The organism is Aequorivita xiaoshiensis, from assembly GCF_022008395.1.
In the GTDB taxonomy this organism is placed as follows: domain Bacteria; phylum Bacteroidota; class Bacteroidia; order Flavobacteriales; family Flavobacteriaceae; genus Aequorivita; species Aequorivita xiaoshiensis.
In genome coordinates, this window is sequence record NZ_JAIRBB010000005.1 from 157,360 (window position 1) to 175,443 (window position 18,084).

Below are 18,084 nucleotides of genomic sequence, written 5' to 3' on the forward strand. Positions count from 1 at the left end.
ATGGATAGGCATATAGAATATATAAATAAAAACCCACAACTAAAAAGTTGTGGGTTTCCTTTCGCGGAGAAAGAGGATTACATAGGATGTGATCCCAAAAAGGAATCCAGTACAATCATAGAAACCCACGCCTCGCCAGGAAAAGGCGATGCTGAGTTTTTTTATTTAGTTCCCCTCCATCAAGCTCAAAGCTTGAGTCGTTGCACTAAATAAAAAACCCACAACTTTCGTCGTGGGTTTCCTTTTGCGGAGAAAGAGGGATTCGAACCCCCGGAGGTGTGACCCTCAACAGTTTTCAAGACTGCCGCATTCGACCACTCTGCCATTTCTCCTGTGGTATGCGTTTCATAAGCGTTTTGCTTACGAGACTGCAAATATAAAAAGCTTTTTTAAATATCCTATTCATTTTTTAAAGTTTTTATTTGTTAAAATTTTAGCTGGCTAATGCAGCGAAATAAAAGGCTTTGCAACAATTTGGAAATAAGAAACTTGCATAAACAACAGCGCAAAATTTTTTTATTAACTTTAAAGAACTAATTATACCAAATGAAGCTTTTTACATTAATTGTCACATTATTCTTGACAAACTTTGTCTTTTCGCAGAGTAAAAAGCAAGTGTCCTTTAAAGAACTTACCGTAGAACAAGGTTTATCGCAAAATAGTGTGGTAAGTATAGCGCAAGATAGCATAGGGTATATGTGGTTCGCAACTCAAGACGGACTCAACAAATACGATGGACGCGAATTTACGCATTACGATATTCAATTTGAAGATGTTACTCGTGCAACCTATAGTAAATTAGGAAAAATTTACGTAGCATTAAATGGAGATATTTGGATAACTTCTAATTCTGGAAATTTAGAAAAGTATAATTCGAAGACCGATAGTTTTAAAATTATTTCTAATCTTGAAAATATAAGTACGCTTATTCAAGATACTTCAAATAACTATTATTTAGGGACTTTTGAAAATGGTATTTATAAAACTAATAGCCAAACAAAAGACACCCTTCAGTTTTTAAATTCAAAAGATACTCGAAATACTATTTACGATTTTCTGCAAACTGACAATCAAACTATCTTAGCAACTACTGCAAACGGCTATTTCGAAATAAAAAATGAAACCTATGAATTTCAAAAAATTCTTCCTGCTACAAACTTTAGTGCCCTCGCTCAATCCACCAACAAAACGCTTTATATTGGGAGTTATGGAAAAGGGCTTTTTATAAAACAGCAAAACGCAAGTTTACCTACTAGATTTCTCGGGTTTAAAAATTTTAAACTTCCAAAAAATTTAATTATTCAGGATCTTTTAATAGACAATAAAAATCAGCTGTGGATTGCGACTTATGGTCAAGGTGCCTTTTTGGTGAATTTTGAAAACGAAACTATTCAAAATTTCACCGAAAACAAGAACAATCCTTATGCATTGCATTATAATGATGTTTTGTGTTTGTATGAAGACAGTACAGGTACAATTTGGTTAGGTACAGATGGTACAGGTTTGAGTTATTATGATGAGTATTTGGTGAAGTTTAACGTACTCACAAACGATCAGATTCCGCTTAACGTAAACGTAGATGTAATAAGATCTATAGCAAAGGACAATAAAAATAATCTTTGGGTAGGAACTTCAGGAAAGGGTTTAACTCGATTAAATATCGATAAGCAAGATTATTTCACTTACAGATCTAAAGATTCCGAACTTTTAAGTGATAGAATCATGAGTCTTCTCTATGACGATGGTTTATTGTGGATAGGTCATCAATCGGAAGGGCTACAATTGTTGGATTCAGAAGGAAAGTTTACTTCGTTTAAGGAAACAGCCTCCTATACCATCTGGAAAATTTACAAAGATGAAAAGGGAGCAATCTGGCTTGCTACACGCGATCACGGACTTATTGAGTTTGATAAGAACTTAGGAATTCTCAATCAATTTACAATTGATAATTCATACATCACTACAAACAATATACGAACCGTGGAAAGTGGAGGCGACAAATATCTTTGGATTGGCACTGAGAATGATGGTCTGTTTAGATTAAATAAAGTTACAAAAGAGTTAGCAAAAATTGAAGCTATAAACAGTAATATAAAGTCACTTTATTTTGATGGTACGTATCTTTTTGTCGGTACCAACGGCGATGGTTTAAAAATTTATCATCCAGAAGATAAAACTATTCTGAATCTCACAACTAAGGAGGGACTTCCAAACAATGTAATTTATGGTATTCTTCCCGATGACGAAGGGAATTTATGGGTGAGTAGTAATAAAGGAATTTCAAAGTTGAAATTTGATGATAATACAATTTCAGTAATTGAAAACTACAGTAATTATGATGGCTTGCAGGCATTCGAATTCAATACAGGCGCTTATTATAAAGATGAAAATGGAATCTTGTATTTTGGAGGTTTGGAGGGATTAAATTGGTTTAATCCAAATCAGCTAACCTTTAACCCAATTAAACCAAAAACTGTGATTACAGGTATTCAAGTGTTTAATAAAAACCGAGCTCTTGCACCAGATTTGAGTTTAAAACACAATGAAAATACGGTTACTTTTACTTTTTCGTCACTTCATTTTTCACAACCTGAACGCAATCAGTTTAAGTATCGTCTTTTAAACAACGATGAAGATTGGATATTTTCTGGTAATAACAATATAGCGCATTACACCAACTTGCCACCCAACGATTATGAATTTCAAGTTATATCGAGTAATTATGATGGAATATGGAATACTACTCCAAAAACGTACTCCTTTACAATTTTAAAACCTTGGTACGGAACCATTTTGGCGAAAGCCATCTATATATTGTTGTTTTTGCTTTTTGGATTTTACCTATACAGATATCTAAAATGGCGATGGGAAATAAAAAACCAGTTGCGGTTAGAACACGAAGAAACCGAGCGATTAAAAAAGCTTGAGGAATTTAGGACAAAACTTTACACAAACATTTCACACGAATTCCGAACGCCATTAACACTTATCTCCGGGCCGATAGAAAATCAACTTTCGAAACCTGAGATTTCAAAAACTGATAAAAAGGAGCTTTCACTTGTAAAACAGAATGCCGATAGATTGTTGAGTTTGGTAGAACAGATGCTCGATTTGTCGTTGATAGATTCTGGGCAACGAAGACTAGCAGTAAAACATGGAAACCTTTTCATAGTACTAAAACAATTAATCAGTGCTTTTCAATATAAAGCTTCAGAAAAAAACATTGCTATTTCTAGTAAAATTGAAAGTTTGGAGCGTGTGTGGTTTGATAAGGATGTGATAGAAAAGATTGTATCCAACTTGCTTTCTAATGCTATAAAATACGCGCCTCAGGAAAGTGACATTGTGTTTGAGGCAAGTACGCAGGGTAAAATTTTGGTGCTATCTATAATAAATAAAAGTGAATCTGTTGGAAAAAAAGACCTAAGCAAACTTTTTAGACGCTTTTATCAGGATAATAAACTTTCGGAAGGCGTGGGGGTTGGTCTGGCATTAGTTAGAGAATTGGTTACACTGTCTAAAGGAAGCATTATCGCTAATAACTTAGACGATGATAAGATTCAATTTACTGTTTCTCTTCCTATTAATAAAGAATCTTTTGGCGACGATGAAATTATTTCGACTGAAGAAAAGCTAAGCAACGAAACTCCTTTAAAACCTACAAATAAAGTTTCAGAAAAAGATAAACCGTTATTGTTAATTGTAGAAGACGAAGCGGATATTCGCACATTTATAGTTTCTATATTTAAAAATGACTATCGCATTATTGAAGCTAAAAATGGACAGTTCGGAATAGAAAAGGCACTATCACAAATTCCAGATTTAATTATTAGTGATATCATGATGCCTGAAGTTGATGGGATAGAACTTTGTAATTCTCTTAAAACAAATGAGCTTACTAGTCATATCCCAATAATTCTTCTCACGGCCAAAGTAGGTGAAGAAAGCGAAATTGAAGGTATAAAAACTGGGGCCGATGCTTATGTTACTAAGCCATTCAACAGTGAGAAACTAAAATTAAGAGTGGAAAAGCTCATTGAAAACAGGAGGCAACTTCAAAAACACTTCAGTAAAACCCTGAGTATAACTCCAGAATTGGCAATTACTTCGGCCGAAAGTGATTTTTTAAACCGCTTAAAAACTGTTCTTGACGAACATATTACCAATCCTGAATTCACTAGTAATCAGTTTGGTGAACTTATGCTTATGAGTCGCACTCAGCTTCATCGAAAACTGAAGGCTATAACAGGGATGTCTGCAAGTGAATTTATTCGCTCGCAACGATTAAAATTGGCCATTGGTCTGCTTAAAGAATCCGATGCGACAATTTCAGAAATTGCTTATCAGGTTGGATTTAATACCCCATCTTATTTCAGTAAATGTTTTAGAGAAGTGTATAACTGCACACCAAACGAGTATCTCTCAAATATCTCATAACTAATAATTAACCGTGTAATTCTCGCTGTTGAAACATACGTATTATGTTTTGGCACATATCTTCTATGGTACACTTCTAATTCACCTTAGCTTTGGTTAAGAAAACCACATTATATGAAAACTCCCATTCAAGATGACAAAATAGTTCATGAAATATATATGAGTATCGATCATTTAAAAATGGGGAATTATGTATTAAACATACTCTATAAAAATGAAGTAATTAAAAGTATAAAATTTAAAAAAAGCTAAAATCACTATTAACTAAATTAAAAAAGTATGAAAAATTCAATGAAAATTATTTGTTTACTGCTTCTGTCACTATTAGTGAGTTGTTCTTCTGACAATGAAGAAACAGCGCCGCCACAATATACTTTAGATAACATTCAAGGAGATTGGTATAGGGTAGGAGGCAATAATCCTAATAATAATGGAATGTTGGTAAATGTGGTGGATAACACAGGAACAATTGTGAACCCAGCCAATTCAAATTTTGACACTGGAGCTATAAAATGGAAATCAATAGTAGCAACGCAAAGTGATACCTATGAACATAAAGAATTGGGAAGTGATGACCAATATTACGATGCTACTATGAAACTAGCGGCTGATGATACGCTTCGAGTTTCTGTTTCAAGTAGTGGCTCGGGCAACGTACAGAAATGGGTACGACAGCTAGCAGAGCAAAATGATTGCAGTCCGTATCAAGTAGGTGATTATACGGCCATGAAAAATGGCACATGGGCACAAGTTAATGACGAACATAACTATCCAGGATTATTGTCTGCTGTTACCGATGCCGGGGGAGGATACTACACCGTAAAATTAACGAATGACAGTGGTGTTATACCAGAAATGATAATAAAATCATCAGATGATCCTAATGGAGCTATCACGAGCGGAACGGCTATAGGAAGTCAAAATGAAACACAGAGAAAGTCAAGCTTTTTAGTGCATCCGGGAGTTAGCTATGATGTTGATGCTATATATTCGTCCTACATAAATGTAGATCATCCTGTTAATTACACTATCGAATATTCCTTCACTGGAAGGATGGATTGTTACGAACCAAACGATTTCATAGAAGAAGCAAAAGCAATTCCTAAAAATGAAAGTATTGAAGCTTATGCCATTACTGGTTATAAGTTAAACTATAATGATTCAGGGGCTCCACAAACTTTCGATTATTATAAAGTACAAGTGTTTGAAACAGCAAAATTACAAATGGAATTACTTCAAGTGCCAACTTCGATAAAGTTAAATGTAAATATATTAAACCCTGACGGCGTGGTGTTAGGAGTTAATTACGACGTTATTTCTGGAGATATTAATGAAGATGGCGGACGGTTTTACACTACCACAAATCAATCTTTACCACCAGGGATTTACATTATAAAGGTTGAGATATCGGGTTCAAGAAAAACGGTCATTAACCAATATAACAATGAAACAATTCCAGACCATTGGAACACGCCCTATAAATTCAAAGTAACAACCGTTCAGTAGATACTTAATTTTAAGTTCAAATATTAAAACAAGTAATTTCTTAAATTATCTACATTGATATTAACTCATTAAATAATTTTTAAATTGTTTAATTAGCAGCAATAGAATAGCGATAAAAGTTCAAAATTTTTATCGCTATTTTTGCATTTAATATTAATTCATTTTTTAAATGACTTCTACTACTATTGAAAAATTGCAGTGGCGTTACGCAACAAAGAAATTTGACCCTTCTAAAACATTAACTGAAGAAAAATTAAATGTTTTAAAAGAGGCATTTAATCTTACTGCAACTTCTTTTGGCTTGCAACCTTTAAAATTGGTAGTTGTTAGCAACTCTGAAATTAAGGAGCAGTTAATGCCGATTACGTATAATCAGCCTCAGGTTCGAGATGCATCTCACGTTTTAATTTTATGCATAGAAAAAAGTATAAATGAAGAGTTTATTATAGACCATTTTAAAAGAGTAGAGGGCTTGCGAAAAACCCCACGAACTATTTTAGAACCTTTTGAAAAAAATCTAATCGATTCGTTTACAGAAAAAGATAGTTCGGAAATAAAGGATTGGATGGTTAACCAACTTTATTTAACATTAGGAGCACTACTAACGGTGTGTGCAGTCGAGAAAATTGACGCCTGTCCAATGGAAGGGTTTGAACCAAAAAAATACGATGCTTTACTAGGTCTAGACAAACAAGGATTAGAATCGGTAATTGTATTGCCTGTCGGTTATCGCGATGAGTCTGATTTTTTTATAAATCTTAAAAAAGTTCGTCGTGGCGTTGATGAATTAACCATAGAGTTCAAATAAATTTAGCTGGAATTAGAATTTCCTTCGACTTAATTTATCTTGAATAAAGTAAAAGAGTAAGGAAAGCTATGACGAAATAAAATATGAACAGTAAGTTTACAGTTGAAATACTAAGTCGATTATCCCTTTAAACTTTTTCAAAAAATATTAATTATATTAAATAAAAAACATGCCAGGATTTGAAATTTTTGGCGCTGAAGAGCGCAAACAAGTAAATGATGTATTGGAAACAGGTGTTTTAATGCGCTATGGTTTTGACGGAATGCGAAACAATCATTGGAAGGCCAAAGAATTTGAATCTCTATTCGCAAAAAGAATGGATGCAGAATACTGTCAATTAGTTTCTAGCGGTACAGCAGCTTTAACTGTGGCTTTAGCTTCAGCTGGAATTGGTGCTGGGGATGAGGTAATCATGCCAACATTTACTTTTGTAGCAAGTTTTGAATCTATTTTAGCGCTGGGTGCTGTTCCTATTTTGGTAGATATCGATGAAACTTTAACGCTTGACCCTAACGCTGTAGAGGCTGCAATTACTGAAAAAACAAAGTGTGTTATGCCTGTGCATATGTGTGGCTCTATGGCAGACTTGAGAGCCTTAAAAGCAATTTGCGATAAACATAATTTACTTCTTCTTGAGGATGCCTGCCAAGCTTTAGGTGGTACTTATCAAGGAAAACCTCTAGGTAGCTATGGTGATTTGGGATGTTTTTCTTTCGATTATGTAAAAACAATTACCTGTGGGGAAGGCGGTGCTATTATCACAAATAATAAAGAATACGCAAAAAATGCAGATCATTATCAAGACCATGGCCACGATCACGTTGGTAACGATCGAGGCGCAGAATCGCACCCCTTTCTAGGATACAATTTTAGAATATCCGAATTGAATGCCGCAGTCGGTTTGGCACAGCTCGACAAATTAGATGGAATATTAAATACGCAGAAGGATAACTACAAAATACTTCGCGAAGCTTTAGCGTCTATTGAAGGCGTGACTTTTAGAAAAGTGCCTGAGGGAGGAGAAGAAAATTATTCTTTTCTGAGCTTTTTCCTGCCGAATGAGGGTTTAACGAAAAAAGCTCATAAAGCACTTTCTGATGCTGGTGTCGATGCTTATTTTTATTGGTATACCAATAATTGGCATTACATAAACGGTTGGGAACACCTGAGAAATCAAAAAAGCTTGGGCAACCTTTCTTCGGAAGTGAAAAACCAAATGCAAGACTTAAACAATACCGATTTTTCCAAAAGTCATGCAGTGATGAGTCGTACAATTTCTTCATTGATTAAAATTGGCTGGACTGAAAAAGAGGTTCAAAAAAGAGCCGAAGCAATGAAACAAGCGATTATCTCAGTTTTATAGATTTTCGTCACTATTTTTTAAAAGTCGTCTAATGTTGTTTTAGACGACTTTTTTGTTTTTATATACTTCAAATTCCCAATGGGAAAGATACAATTTGCTTCTTCTTCAGGTGTTTTCGGAATATGACACATTTCTTTCAACTTTTGAAACATGTGTGATAATTACTTTACATGTATGTCTTTAGCTTAGTGATGTAGAATGATTTAAACATTACTTATGAAAACTAAAAACATACTTATAGCATTTACCTTCCTTTTAATAGGAACCAATATTCAGGCTCAAATATTAGATAAAATGGCTAAAAGAGCTGAGCGCACTGTAGAACGAACTGTATTAAATAGAACAGATAGAGAAGTTTCAAAGCAAACAAATAAAACTATTGATGGGGTAATTGAAGGTGATAAAGAAAAAAAAACGAAAAAAACTCCTAAGAAATCCAAATCTAAAAAGAAAACCAGAAACTCGAATATAATCGGAGGTAATATGGATGGAATTCCTGATAGTTATAACTTTCAGTATTCATTAGATATGAAAATAACCTCAGACGGAAATACTTCTAATTTAAAATATTTTGCTGCACCTAATGCGAGTTACTTCGGAACGGGAGTAGCAGGTCAAAACAATAGTGTTATTGTTTACGATATAGAAAATCAAGCTATGATAACTTTTATGAATAGTAATGGACAAAAAATGGCAATGAAGATGAATATGCCCTTACAAGAAGAAATGCAAGAAATGATTAATCAAAAAGGCAGTAATAGTAAAGGTGATGGTATGAAGTATATCCCAATTGAAGGCAAGACCATTTTAGGGTATAAATGTAAAGGATATTTGGTAAAACAGGAGGAGGGTACAAGTAAGATTTATATTACAAATGAAGCTCCAATTGGTTTTTTAGGAATGCTAGCTAGTGTTAATGCCATAGGTGACGACAAAAATACTATAGACATTCCATTTGATGAGAACTCAACGATTATGGAGATGGAGTTTACTTCAAACTCAAAAAACAGAGATGATATGCATATACTGTGTACTGCTATAGAAAAACATCAATTTACTATTAATAGAAACGAATATCGCGGATTGTAACCATCTTGTAAAGTTAAAATCAAGACAAATAGTTAATCATTGAAATTAATATAATGAAATCAATCGCAATAATATTTCTCGCTTTAATATATCTCACTAGCTGTAAAGACAGTAAAAGTTCTGATACTAATACAACTGTAAAACCCAATGCCCATGTAAAAACTGAGAAAGCAATAAATAGTAATAATAACAATAAAACTCAGGACATTGAAAATAAAAGGGATTCGAAAATTAAAAAAACTCAAGAAGATTGGTATTGGAAAAATACTATTATGAGTAAAAACAATTCCTTCGATAATTGGCAGGAAGGAGCGGTAGATTTAGTTATGTTATTCAAAGTCAAAGGAAATGACATGCATCCCAAAACCATTAAAGTGGGGACTATTAATGCTTCAGGAGAAGTTAATATTAATTTACCCTCAGAATTAAAAACAGAACAAAAATTAGATGATTTGGGAAACCTTGTGTTTTTCGACATTACTGATATTTCAAGTTTTAATTATGAAAATGGAGCTACTGGTTATTTCTCTAATACATCATTTCAGGTTCTCAAGAATGGTAATGCTATAGGGAATTTAACTATAGGTAATTCGGTGCGAACTACATATAACCTAACAAATCAAAGTAATTTAAAACAAGGGGATGAGGGGTATCTTGTTTACTTGGTTTATGTTGATGAAAAAGCTGCGATGAAAGGGAATGAAACTACTACTGTAAAAGCGAGAAGAGATGGTACAAATACTATTGATGCAGAAACAACTGTTATTTACAATTTAAGTTTTAAACCAGGTTGGAATTATGTAAAAACCGAAGTAATAGGTAGATACAATCTAGAACACGAAAGAGGCTTGGATGTATCTTGGTTTAAAAAACACGAACATATTACAATTCCTAAAAAACCTTCAGAAGCCGAATATTTCTTCAGAAAATATTCATATTAATTAAATTTTGTTGTTATGAGATAAAACATCTTCAATTGAATAACATTGCTATGTGCGGATAAAAACTTCAAATTATTGATATGCTTTAACATGTACATTTTCAGCTTCTAATACTTCAAAATAGGGGAGGAATGTATATTTCTCATTTTTCTCTATTCAACTTACAACATTTTGTTAACGATTATCTATGGAATATTCCCGATATTTGTTTTTACCCAAAAATTTAAAAACTCTAATTAACAAACTATGGGAATGAACAAAAACACTGTATTGGCATGGGCCACATTTATAATGATTGTAGTAGGTTTAGTTCTTATTGGCTTAGGTGCCTTTCGGTACGATGATGTTGCAGGTTGGGGCTTCGCTTCAGTAGGGATCGGCTTTTTTGCTATTGCTTGGGTTTTTAACGCATTAAAAGGGAGAGTTTAAAAAAGTAATTTGTAAACAGTAAAAAGCTTAATTTACATAAATTCTTTATTGTTTTCGGTTTAATATTATGTCTGAAGAAAAACTAATACGAGAAAGACTTTCAAAGCATCTTTTTGGCGGAGAGGCCTTCATGCCTGTGATCGATATGTTGGATAAAATTTCTTTTGAAGATATTAATACTCGTCCAGCCAATTTGCCTTACTCTTTTTATGAATTGTTTTTTCACGTTGTTTTTACTCAAAAAGACATTGTAAAGTTCACTTGTTCTGATGACTACAGCAAACCAAAATGGCCAGATTTTTATTGGCCCAAAGAGAAAACCTGCAGAAATGCTGAAGAATGGGAAACCTTAAAAGCCGAATATATTACAGACCGCGAACGTTTAAAAAACTTCCTTTTAGATGAGAAAAATGAACTAACCAAAGCAGTCAAAAATGGAAAAGGGGAACAAACACTGCTACGCGAATTGCTCCTCGTAATTGAACACACTGCGTATCACACTGGACAGATGCTAATTGTATTAAGACTTCTGAATCTTCATTAATTAGTTATTAGTTCATAAACTTATAATAATGGCAGAAACTTAAAAGTTATTAGTTTTCTAGAATTAAGTGAATCAGTTTCAGAGCTTAAAAATCAAATTTATAGCGCTTGCGAAAAAAAATAATAGAGAGTAATCTCAACAATAAATAATAAATTACAATCAATAATTATGTCTGACGATAAAAAAGTAATCTTCTCTATGTCTGGGTTAACCAAAACCTATCAAAGTGCCCAGACTCCTGTACTTAAAAATATATATCTAAGTTTCTTCTACGGTGCCAAAATTGGTATTCTTGGTTTAAACGGAAGTGGTAAATCTACATTGCTTCGCATTATTGCAGGGGAAGAAAAAAACTACCAGGGCGATGTTGTTTTCGCTCCTGGATATACAGTAGGATATTTAGAACAAGAGCCAAAACTAGACGAATCTAAAACTGTGCTTGAAGTTGTAAAGGAAGGAGTGCAAGAAGTTGTTGACGTGCTTGATGAGTACAATAAGATTAACGACATGTTCGGGCTTCCTGAAGTGTATGAGAATCCTGATAAGATGGAGGAGTTGATGAATAAACAAGCAAAGCTTCAAGATAAAATTGACGCGACTAACGCTTGGGAACTCGATACCAAATTAGAAATAGCAATGGATGCGCTACGTACTCCAGAGCCAGATAAGCTTATTAGTGTACTATCAGGAGGTGAAAGACGTCGTGTAGCATTGTGTAGGTTGCTTCTTAGAGAACCAGATGTGCTATTACTGGATGAGCCTACCAACCACTTGGATGCAGAGAGTGTTCATTGGTTAGAGCATCATTTAGCAGAATATAAAGGAACTGTAATTGCCGTTACTCACGACCGTTACTTCCTAGATAACGTTGCTGGTTGGATTTTAGAACTAGATAGAGGTGAAGGTATTCCTTGGAAAGGAAATTACTCATCTTGGTTAGATCAAAAATCGAAGCGATTAGCACTAGAGCAAAAGCAAGCTGGAAAACGTCAAAAAACGCTTGAACGTGAGTTGGAGTGGGTTCGTCAAGGAGCTAAAGGTCGCCAAACAAAACAAAAGGCACGTTTACAGAATTACGACAAGCTTTTAAGTCAAGATCAAAAGCAATTGGATGAGAAGTTAGAAATCTATATCCCTAATGGACCAAGATTAGGAACAAATGTTATTGAAGCAAAAGACGTATCTAAAGCATTTGGCGATAAGCTGCTTTACGAAAACTTAAACTTTAAATTACCACAAGCTGGTATTGTAGGTATTATCGGTCCTAACGGAGCAGGTAAAACAACCATTTTTAAGATGATTATGGGGGAAGAAACCCCAGACAAAGGAACTTTTGAAGTGGGTGAAACTGCTAAAATTGCTTACGTAGATCAAACACACTCCAATATAGATCCTGAAAAAACAATTTGGGAGAACTTCAGCGATGGGCAAGAGCTTATTATGATGGGTGGCCGACAAGTAAACTCTAGAGCTTATTTAAGTCGTTTTAACTTCAGTGGTAGCGAGCAAAACAAAAAAGTATCTATGCTTTCTGGTGGAGAAAGAAACCGACTTCATTTAGCTATGACGTTAAAAGAAGAAGGGAACGTTCTCCTGCTTGATGAGCCAACAAACGACTTAGATGTTAACACCTTGCGAGCGTTAGAGGAAGGTTTAGAAAATTTTGCTGGCTGTGCTGTAGTAATTAGCCACGACCGTTGGTTTTTAGATAGAATTTGTACTCATATTTTAGCTTTTGAAGGTAATAGTGAAGTGTATTATTTCGAAGGAGGCTTTAGTGAATATGAAGAGAATAAAAAGAAACGCTTAGGTGGCGACTTGATGCCGAAGCGTATTAAATACAAAAAACTAATTAGATAAATTATGTGGAAATATTTTATTGCGCTTGGTTTAATAGTAACGATTTCATCCTGTGGATCTAAAAATACCGCTATGAAATCGTCTAAGGCCGCTAAGGAAATTGTATTAGGGAAAAGTGAAGTTGTATCTTACAAAAGTTTAGGTAACGGCGTGGCTTCAGTATCTTTAAAACTCTATGAGAACAACACCTTTTTATTCGATTTTAAAAGTATTCCGCAGCCTGGTTCAAACGACAAACCTGTGGTAATTTCTGAAAAGGGAACTTACACATCTGACGGGAGTTGGAAGACTTTAAATTTTGTAAAACCAAAGTTTTCGCTAGCTGCAATTTTTGACGCTCAGTACGGTGATGCTTCACACTTTACCGTAATAAGCGACGATAAAGTGAAGATAAACTCCTCAAAACCCGCCTTGCCAATTTGGGGTGTAGTTTGTGAGAAAAAATAAATTATGGTCTGTTAGAACGAAAATACAAGCATTTGCAAAGTACTCGTTCTAACAGACTTTTTTATTACATTATTTTTAAAAACGGATTAAGAAATCACATCGCTTACTAAATAAGCGATAGCCTTTCCAACTTGGTTTGACGCAACTCCAGTAGAAGGAGCACCTTCGCAAAGATGTACATAGCTCGCGTTTTTGTTTTTAGCGAAATAGGAGACGAATTGTCGCGCATGCGTTACTGAAAAACCACTTGGTGTAATTGCACTACTTCCCATTATTTCAATAGCATCCATATCCAATTCAATCCCAAAATTATCATTACTACAGAAGTTTTCACTTTCGGCTAATGCTTCAGAAAAGCTTTTATTTTGATTAATTGTTATATCCTCAAAAAGATTAAATTTCACTTTCTCAGAATTTTTTTTCATCAAAGCAAATACGGCTTCAGAAGTATAGTTTCTATGAAGCCCGAATATAAAATACTTACTTAAAAACCCTTCTTCAAAAGCATAAGAAAATCCGTTGCCACTGTGGCGGTGTTCTAAGGCACGAAAATCTGTATGTGCATCAAAATTTATACAGTTTATAGGTTTTTTAAATCCTTCAGAAGTTCCTTTTATATTTCCGTAACTATTATTGTGGCCCCCACCTATAATTATCGGAAATTTTCCAGCTGCAACGATTGCTTTTACAACTTCGGCTACTTTATGATCTATTTGAAATACAAGTTCACCAAGTTTTTCGGCATAATGTTTATCTGCTTTTAAAATATTTTCTGCCTGCTTCATCTGAGTGTCGCAGTCTATTTCCCCTAAAAGAATAACATTCTCAGCATTTGTTAAGTGATTGTGCTGAATATTTAAAATACTCCCTAATGCAGTGTTCCAAGCCTTTGAAGTTCCTGGATTCCCATAATTTGCACGAACGCCAATTTCCTCAGGGATACCTAGTAAAACGTAATTGGACGAATGATTCTTTAAGCTTTCAAGAGAATCAACGAAACCAACTTTTTCACCAAATTTGGTTTCACCAACGCGCTTATTGATATAAGGAGCGGCATCTTTTTCGGAGTAAATTTTAATTAAATTCATTTTACTTCCTTACCATTGATTATAACAGCATCAATCATATTGCTTCCGAATGCATAAGGCAAATAACCATACGATGGAATTGGCTTTGTAATGATGAGGTTTGCCGCTTTTCCTTTTGTAATACTTCCATGAGTATCACTTAAGCCCATTGCATATGCTCCATTAATTGTAGCAGCATTAATAGCTTCCTCTGGAGTTAGTCGCATTTTAATACAAGCGGTTGCCACCACAAAATTCATGTTTCCACTTGGTGTAGAACCAGGGTTGTAATCGGTTGCAAGCGCTAAAGGAAGCCCTGCGTCAATCATTTTTCTTCCAGGTGCATACGGGATACTTAAAAAATATGAACAAGAAGGAAGCGCCACTGGCATGGTATCACTGTTTTTTAAAGCGTCTATATCTTCATCCGTCATTACTTCTAAATGATCTACACTTAATGCTTTGTGTTTTACTGCCGATTCAATTCCGCCAATACTATTAAATTGATTAACGTGTACTTTTGGAATTAGGTTGTATTTTTTTCCTTCTTCGAGTAAACGCTCCATATCTGCAACTGAGAAATAACCTTCCTCACAAAAGATATCTACATATTCGGCAAGACCTTTTTCAGCTACTTTTGGAAGCATTTCGTTACACAATAAATCCATATATCCATCTTTGTTTTCCTTGTATTCTGTAGGAATTGCATGCGCACCTAAGAATGTGGTTTTGATAGTTATTGGATATTTCTCAGAAAGTTTTTTAGCTACACGAAGCATTTTCATTTCAGCTTCTGTAGTAAGTCCGTACCCACTTTTAATTTCTAAAGCGCCAGTACCTAAACTCATTATTTCCTCTAAACGAGTTGCCGATTGATTGTATAATTCTTCTTCAGAAGTTTCTTGTAGTTTTTTCGCACTATTTACAATCCCACCTCCTTTTTCGGCTATTTCTTGATACGTAAGACCGTTTATTCTATCTACAAATTCTTGTTCTCTATTTCCAGCATAAACCAAATGGCTATGACTGTCGCACCAAGCCGGAAGCACCATTTTACCTGAACAGTCTAGGGGTTTAAAACCTTCATATTCTTTCAGGTTATCCATAGTACCGTAGTCTTCAATCTTCCCATTGTTTAAAAACACCCAAGCATTTTTAAGTGTAGGGAGACCTTTCATCTCTTTTCCACTTAATTTTAAAGGAGAGTTTTCACGTACTTGGAGTAATTCTTTTATGTTAGTGAGTAGTAATTTCATTGTCTTTTATTAATTCTTGTAATTTTTTATAAAGATAAAGAAAGTATATCCTATAAGAGAAGAGGCAAATATATAAATTGAAGTTAACCGAGCAGAAATGATATTTAAGAACATATCGAGCCTTGGAAATAGGTTTTGATATTCTGAAATTTCTTCTTTGTAATTTATATCTTTAAAGCTTCTGAATTACTAAACTATGAAATCTAAAAAACTAGGGCTCAACTCCATTTGTACGCATGTAGGTGAAGTAGAGGATAAACAGTTTAAAGGAGCTATTTCGCCACTGTATATGTCGAGTAGCTATGCTTTTGAAGACGTTGAGGTAAAGCGATATCCGCGATATTTTAATACACCTAATCAAGAGGCGCTTTGCAAGAAAATTGCGTTGTTGGAAAAATGTGAAGCAGCCCTTATCTTCGGAAGTGGAATGGCAGCAGTTAGCACAACGATGTTGGCGTTTCTTCACAAAGGCGACCATGTAGTGCTACCTCAAACTTTATATGGAGGGACCTATAACTTTGTAGTTGAAGAGTTTCATAAATTTGGAATAGAATATTCATTTACTGAAGGGTTTTCGGAAAAGGATTTTTCAGAGAAAATTCAGAAGAATACAAAAGTGATATTTGTTGAAACGCCATCCAACCCATTGATGCGGATAACCGATTTAGAAATGATTTCGAAACTAGCTAAAAAGCACGGAATTATTTCTATGATAGACAACACTTTTGCTTCCCCAGTAAATCAAACTCCAGCCGATTTCGAAATTGACATTATGATACACAGTGCCACAAAATATATGGGTGGTCACAGTGATATATGTGCCGGTGCAGTAGCAGCAAGCGAAGAGCATATAAAAGTAATTTGGAATCTCGGTAAAAACTTAGGTGGTAGCCTTAGCGATTATACTGTTTGGCTTTTGGAGCGCAGTATGAAAACCATGGGATTACGCGTAAAAGAGCAAAATAAAAACGCTAAAAAAATGGCTAAGTGGCTTGAGAAACACCCTCTAGTTGATAAAGTTTATTATCCAGGTCTAAAAACGCATCCAGATTATACGCTTGCTAAAAAGCAGATGAGAGGTTATACTGGGATGCTCTCTTTTGAAATTAATGAATTTTTAAATGTAAGTGAATTTCTGAAGAGTTTAGAATTAATAAAACCATCTATGAGTCTAGCAGGAGTGGAATCTACAATTCTTTCGCCAGCTAAAACTTCACACGGTTTGTTGTCTCCTGAAGCTAGAAAAAAGCAGGGGATAAGTGATGGTTTACTGCGTTTCTCGGTAGGAATAGAGGAAGTAGCAGATTTAAAAAACGATATAGAAATTGCTTTTAATAAAATTAAAAAATAATTTATATGAAGATTGATATCCTTGCTATTGGCGCACATCCTGATGATGTTGAATTGGGGTGCTCGGCGACCTTGGCTAAAGAAATACACAAAGGGAAAAAGGTAGGTTTGTTAGATTTAACACGAGGCGAATTAGGAACTCGTGGAACGGCAGAAATTCGGGATCAAGAGGCTGCAGATGCTGCCAAAATTTTAGGAGCGGAGTTTAGGCATAACTTAGGACTTGCTGATGGATTTTTTGTAAATGATAAGCCATCGCAGTTGGAGATTATAAAAATAATTAGGAAGTATCAACCTGAAGTGGTTTTGTGTAATGCAATTGACGATAGACATATAGATCACGGAAAAGGTAGTAAGTTGGCTAGTGATGCATGCTTTTTAAGTAGTTTACAGAAAATCGAAACTATTTATGAAGGACAGGTTCAAAAAGCTTGGCGACCAAAGTTTGTTTATCACTACATTCAATGGAAAAACATTGAACCAGATTTTGTGGTAGATGTAACGGGTTTCTTGGATAAGAAATTAGAAGCAGTTTTTGCTTATAAAAGTCAGTTTCACCAAGAAGGTGCTAACGAACCTGAAACCCCAATAACTTCTACAAATTTTAGAGATAGTATAACATATAGAGCTCAAGATTTAGGGCGACTTATTGGAACTGAGCACGCTGAGGGCTTTACGGTAGAAAGATTTCCCGCTGTTGATTCTATTTTTGATTTGATTTAATTTTTTATTTAAAGAAGATTTCAAATTTTTATGTTTTGATGTTGTACAACAACAAGAATTGATTTATATTTGCATCCGCTTAACGGCGTTGTGTTTTAAAGCACATAAAATGGTGGTTGTAGCTCAGCTGGTTAGAGCGCTTGATTGTGGTTCAAGAGGTCGCCGGTTCGAAACCGGTCTTCCACCCAAAAGACAAAGTCTTCCTTAAAAGGAGGACTTTTTTTGTTTTAAGAGTTTTTGTGGGTACGATTTAGGTTGAGAAGT

General features: G+C 34.6%; 16 protein-coding genes and 2 tRNA genes. 15 read left to right on the forward strand and 3 right to left on the reverse strand.

The genetic code is table 11. The features are described 5' to 3' along the window. Entirely contained in the window at nt 1-213 is a 213-nt protein-coding gene (locus K8344_RS08190) for a hypothetical protein (RefSeq protein WP_237608247.1), read from the forward strand. Nucleotides 214-247: 34 nt separating this feature from the next. Here the strand turns inward: K8344_RS08190 and K8344_RS08195 are convergent. Then, nucleotides 248-332, reverse strand: a tRNA-Ser gene (locus tag K8344_RS08195). Between the two features lie 214 nt (nt 333-546). On the opposite strand from K8344_RS08195, the gene K8344_RS08200 reads away from it, so the two are divergent. The 11 genes from K8344_RS08200 to K8344_RS08250 all read left to right on the forward strand — a co-directional run bounded on the left by K8344_RS08200 (nt 547) and on the right by K8344_RS08250 (nt 13,424). Continuing rightward, entirely contained in the window at nt 547-4,437 is a 3,891-nt protein-coding gene (locus tag K8344_RS08200; RefSeq protein WP_237608248.1) for a hybrid sensor histidine kinase/response regulator transcription factor, read from the forward strand. 114 nt (nt 4,438-4,551) lie between these two features. Then, nucleotides 4,552-4,689 (forward strand): hypothetical protein, encoded by a 138-nt coding sequence (locus K8344_RS08205; protein ID WP_237608249.1) that lies wholly within the window; start codon nt 4,552-4,554, stop codon nt 4,687-4,689. A gap of 27 nt (nt 4,690-4,716) precedes the next feature. Beyond that, nucleotides 4,717-5,943: a hypothetical protein gene (locus tag K8344_RS08210; RefSeq protein ID WP_237608250.1), complete on the forward strand. Its 1,227-nt coding sequence runs from the start codon at nt 4,717-4,719 to the stop codon at nt 5,941-5,943. A 169-nt stretch (nt 5,944-6,112) separates the two neighbouring features. Further along, complete coding sequence (locus tag K8344_RS08215) at nt 6,113-6,751, forward strand: NAD(P)H-dependent oxidoreductase (protein ID WP_237608251.1); 639 nt, start codon at nt 6,113-6,115, stop codon at nt 6,749-6,751. A gap of 169 nt (nt 6,752-6,920) precedes the next feature. Further along, nucleotides 6,921-8,114 (forward strand): DegT/DnrJ/EryC1/StrS family aminotransferase, encoded by a 1,194-nt coding sequence (locus K8344_RS08220; RefSeq protein WP_237608252.1) that lies wholly within the window; start codon nt 6,921-6,923, stop codon nt 8,112-8,114. Between the two features lie 216 nt (nt 8,115-8,330). Next, nucleotides 8,331-9,203: a DUF4412 domain-containing protein gene (locus K8344_RS08225; protein ID WP_237608253.1), complete on the forward strand. Its 873-nt coding sequence runs from the start codon at nt 8,331-8,333 to the stop codon at nt 9,201-9,203. 53 nt (nt 9,204-9,256) lie between these two features. Next, complete coding sequence (locus K8344_RS08230) at nt 9,257-10,144, forward strand: hypothetical protein (protein WP_237608254.1); 888 nt, start codon at nt 9,257-9,259, stop codon at nt 10,142-10,144. A gap of 246 nt (nt 10,145-10,390) precedes the next feature. Beyond that, entirely contained in the window at nt 10,391-10,573 is a 183-nt protein-coding gene (locus K8344_RS08235; RefSeq protein ID WP_165149676.1) for a CAL67264 family membrane protein, read from the forward strand. Nucleotides 10,574-10,640: 67 nt separating this feature from the next. Then, nucleotides 10,641-11,117: a DinB family protein gene (locus tag K8344_RS08240; RefSeq protein ID WP_237608255.1), complete on the forward strand. Its 477-nt coding sequence runs from the start codon at nt 10,641-10,643 to the stop codon at nt 11,115-11,117. Between the two features lie 168 nt (nt 11,118-11,285). Further along, complete coding sequence (gene ettA / locus K8344_RS08245; protein ID WP_237608256.1) at nt 11,286-12,977, forward strand: energy-dependent translational throttle protein EttA; 1,692 nt, start codon at nt 11,286-11,288, stop codon at nt 12,975-12,977. 72 nt (nt 12,978-13,049) lie between these two features. Further along, entirely contained in the window at nt 13,050-13,424 is a 375-nt protein-coding gene (locus K8344_RS08250) for a hypothetical protein (RefSeq protein ID WP_139855643.1), read from the forward strand. A gap of 86 nt (nt 13,425-13,510) precedes the next feature. Here the strand turns inward: K8344_RS08250 and K8344_RS08255 are convergent, their stop codons facing one another. Both K8344_RS08255 and hutI read right to left on the reverse strand, forming a co-directional pair. Then, nucleotides 13,511-14,512: a formimidoylglutamase gene (locus K8344_RS08255; RefSeq protein ID WP_237608257.1), complete on the reverse strand. Its 1,002-nt coding sequence runs from the start codon at nt 14,510-14,512 to the stop codon at nt 13,511-13,513. Further along, nucleotides 14,509-15,747 carry an imidazolonepropionase gene (hutI, locus tag K8344_RS08260; RefSeq protein ID WP_237608258.1) on the reverse strand — a complete coding sequence of 413 codons (1,239 nt, stop codon included), beginning with the start codon at nt 15,745-15,747 and terminating at the stop codon, nt 14,509-14,511. The genes K8344_RS08255 and hutI overlap by 4 nt, the downstream gene beginning before the upstream one ends. A gap of 196 nt (nt 15,748-15,943) precedes the next feature. Here hutI and K8344_RS08265 point away from each other — a divergent pair, with 196 nt between their 5' ends. The 3 genes from K8344_RS08265 (at nt 15,944) to K8344_RS08275 (ending at nt 18,007) form a co-directional block, all read left to right on the forward strand. Next, nucleotides 15,944-17,098, forward strand: coding sequence for a trans-sulfuration enzyme family protein (locus K8344_RS08265; RefSeq protein ID WP_237608259.1), 1,155 nt, complete (start codon nt 15,944-15,946; stop codon nt 17,096-17,098). A gap of 5 nt (nt 17,099-17,103) precedes the next feature. Then, nucleotides 17,104-17,820: a bacillithiol biosynthesis deacetylase BshB1 gene (bshB1, locus tag K8344_RS08270; RefSeq protein WP_237608260.1), complete on the forward strand. Its 717-nt coding sequence runs from the start codon at nt 17,104-17,106 to the stop codon at nt 17,818-17,820. A gap of 111 nt (nt 17,821-17,931) precedes the next feature. Next, a tRNA-His gene (locus tag K8344_RS08275) sits at nt 17,932-18,007 on the forward strand. The last annotated feature ends 77 nt before the right edge of the window (nt 18,008-18,084 follow it).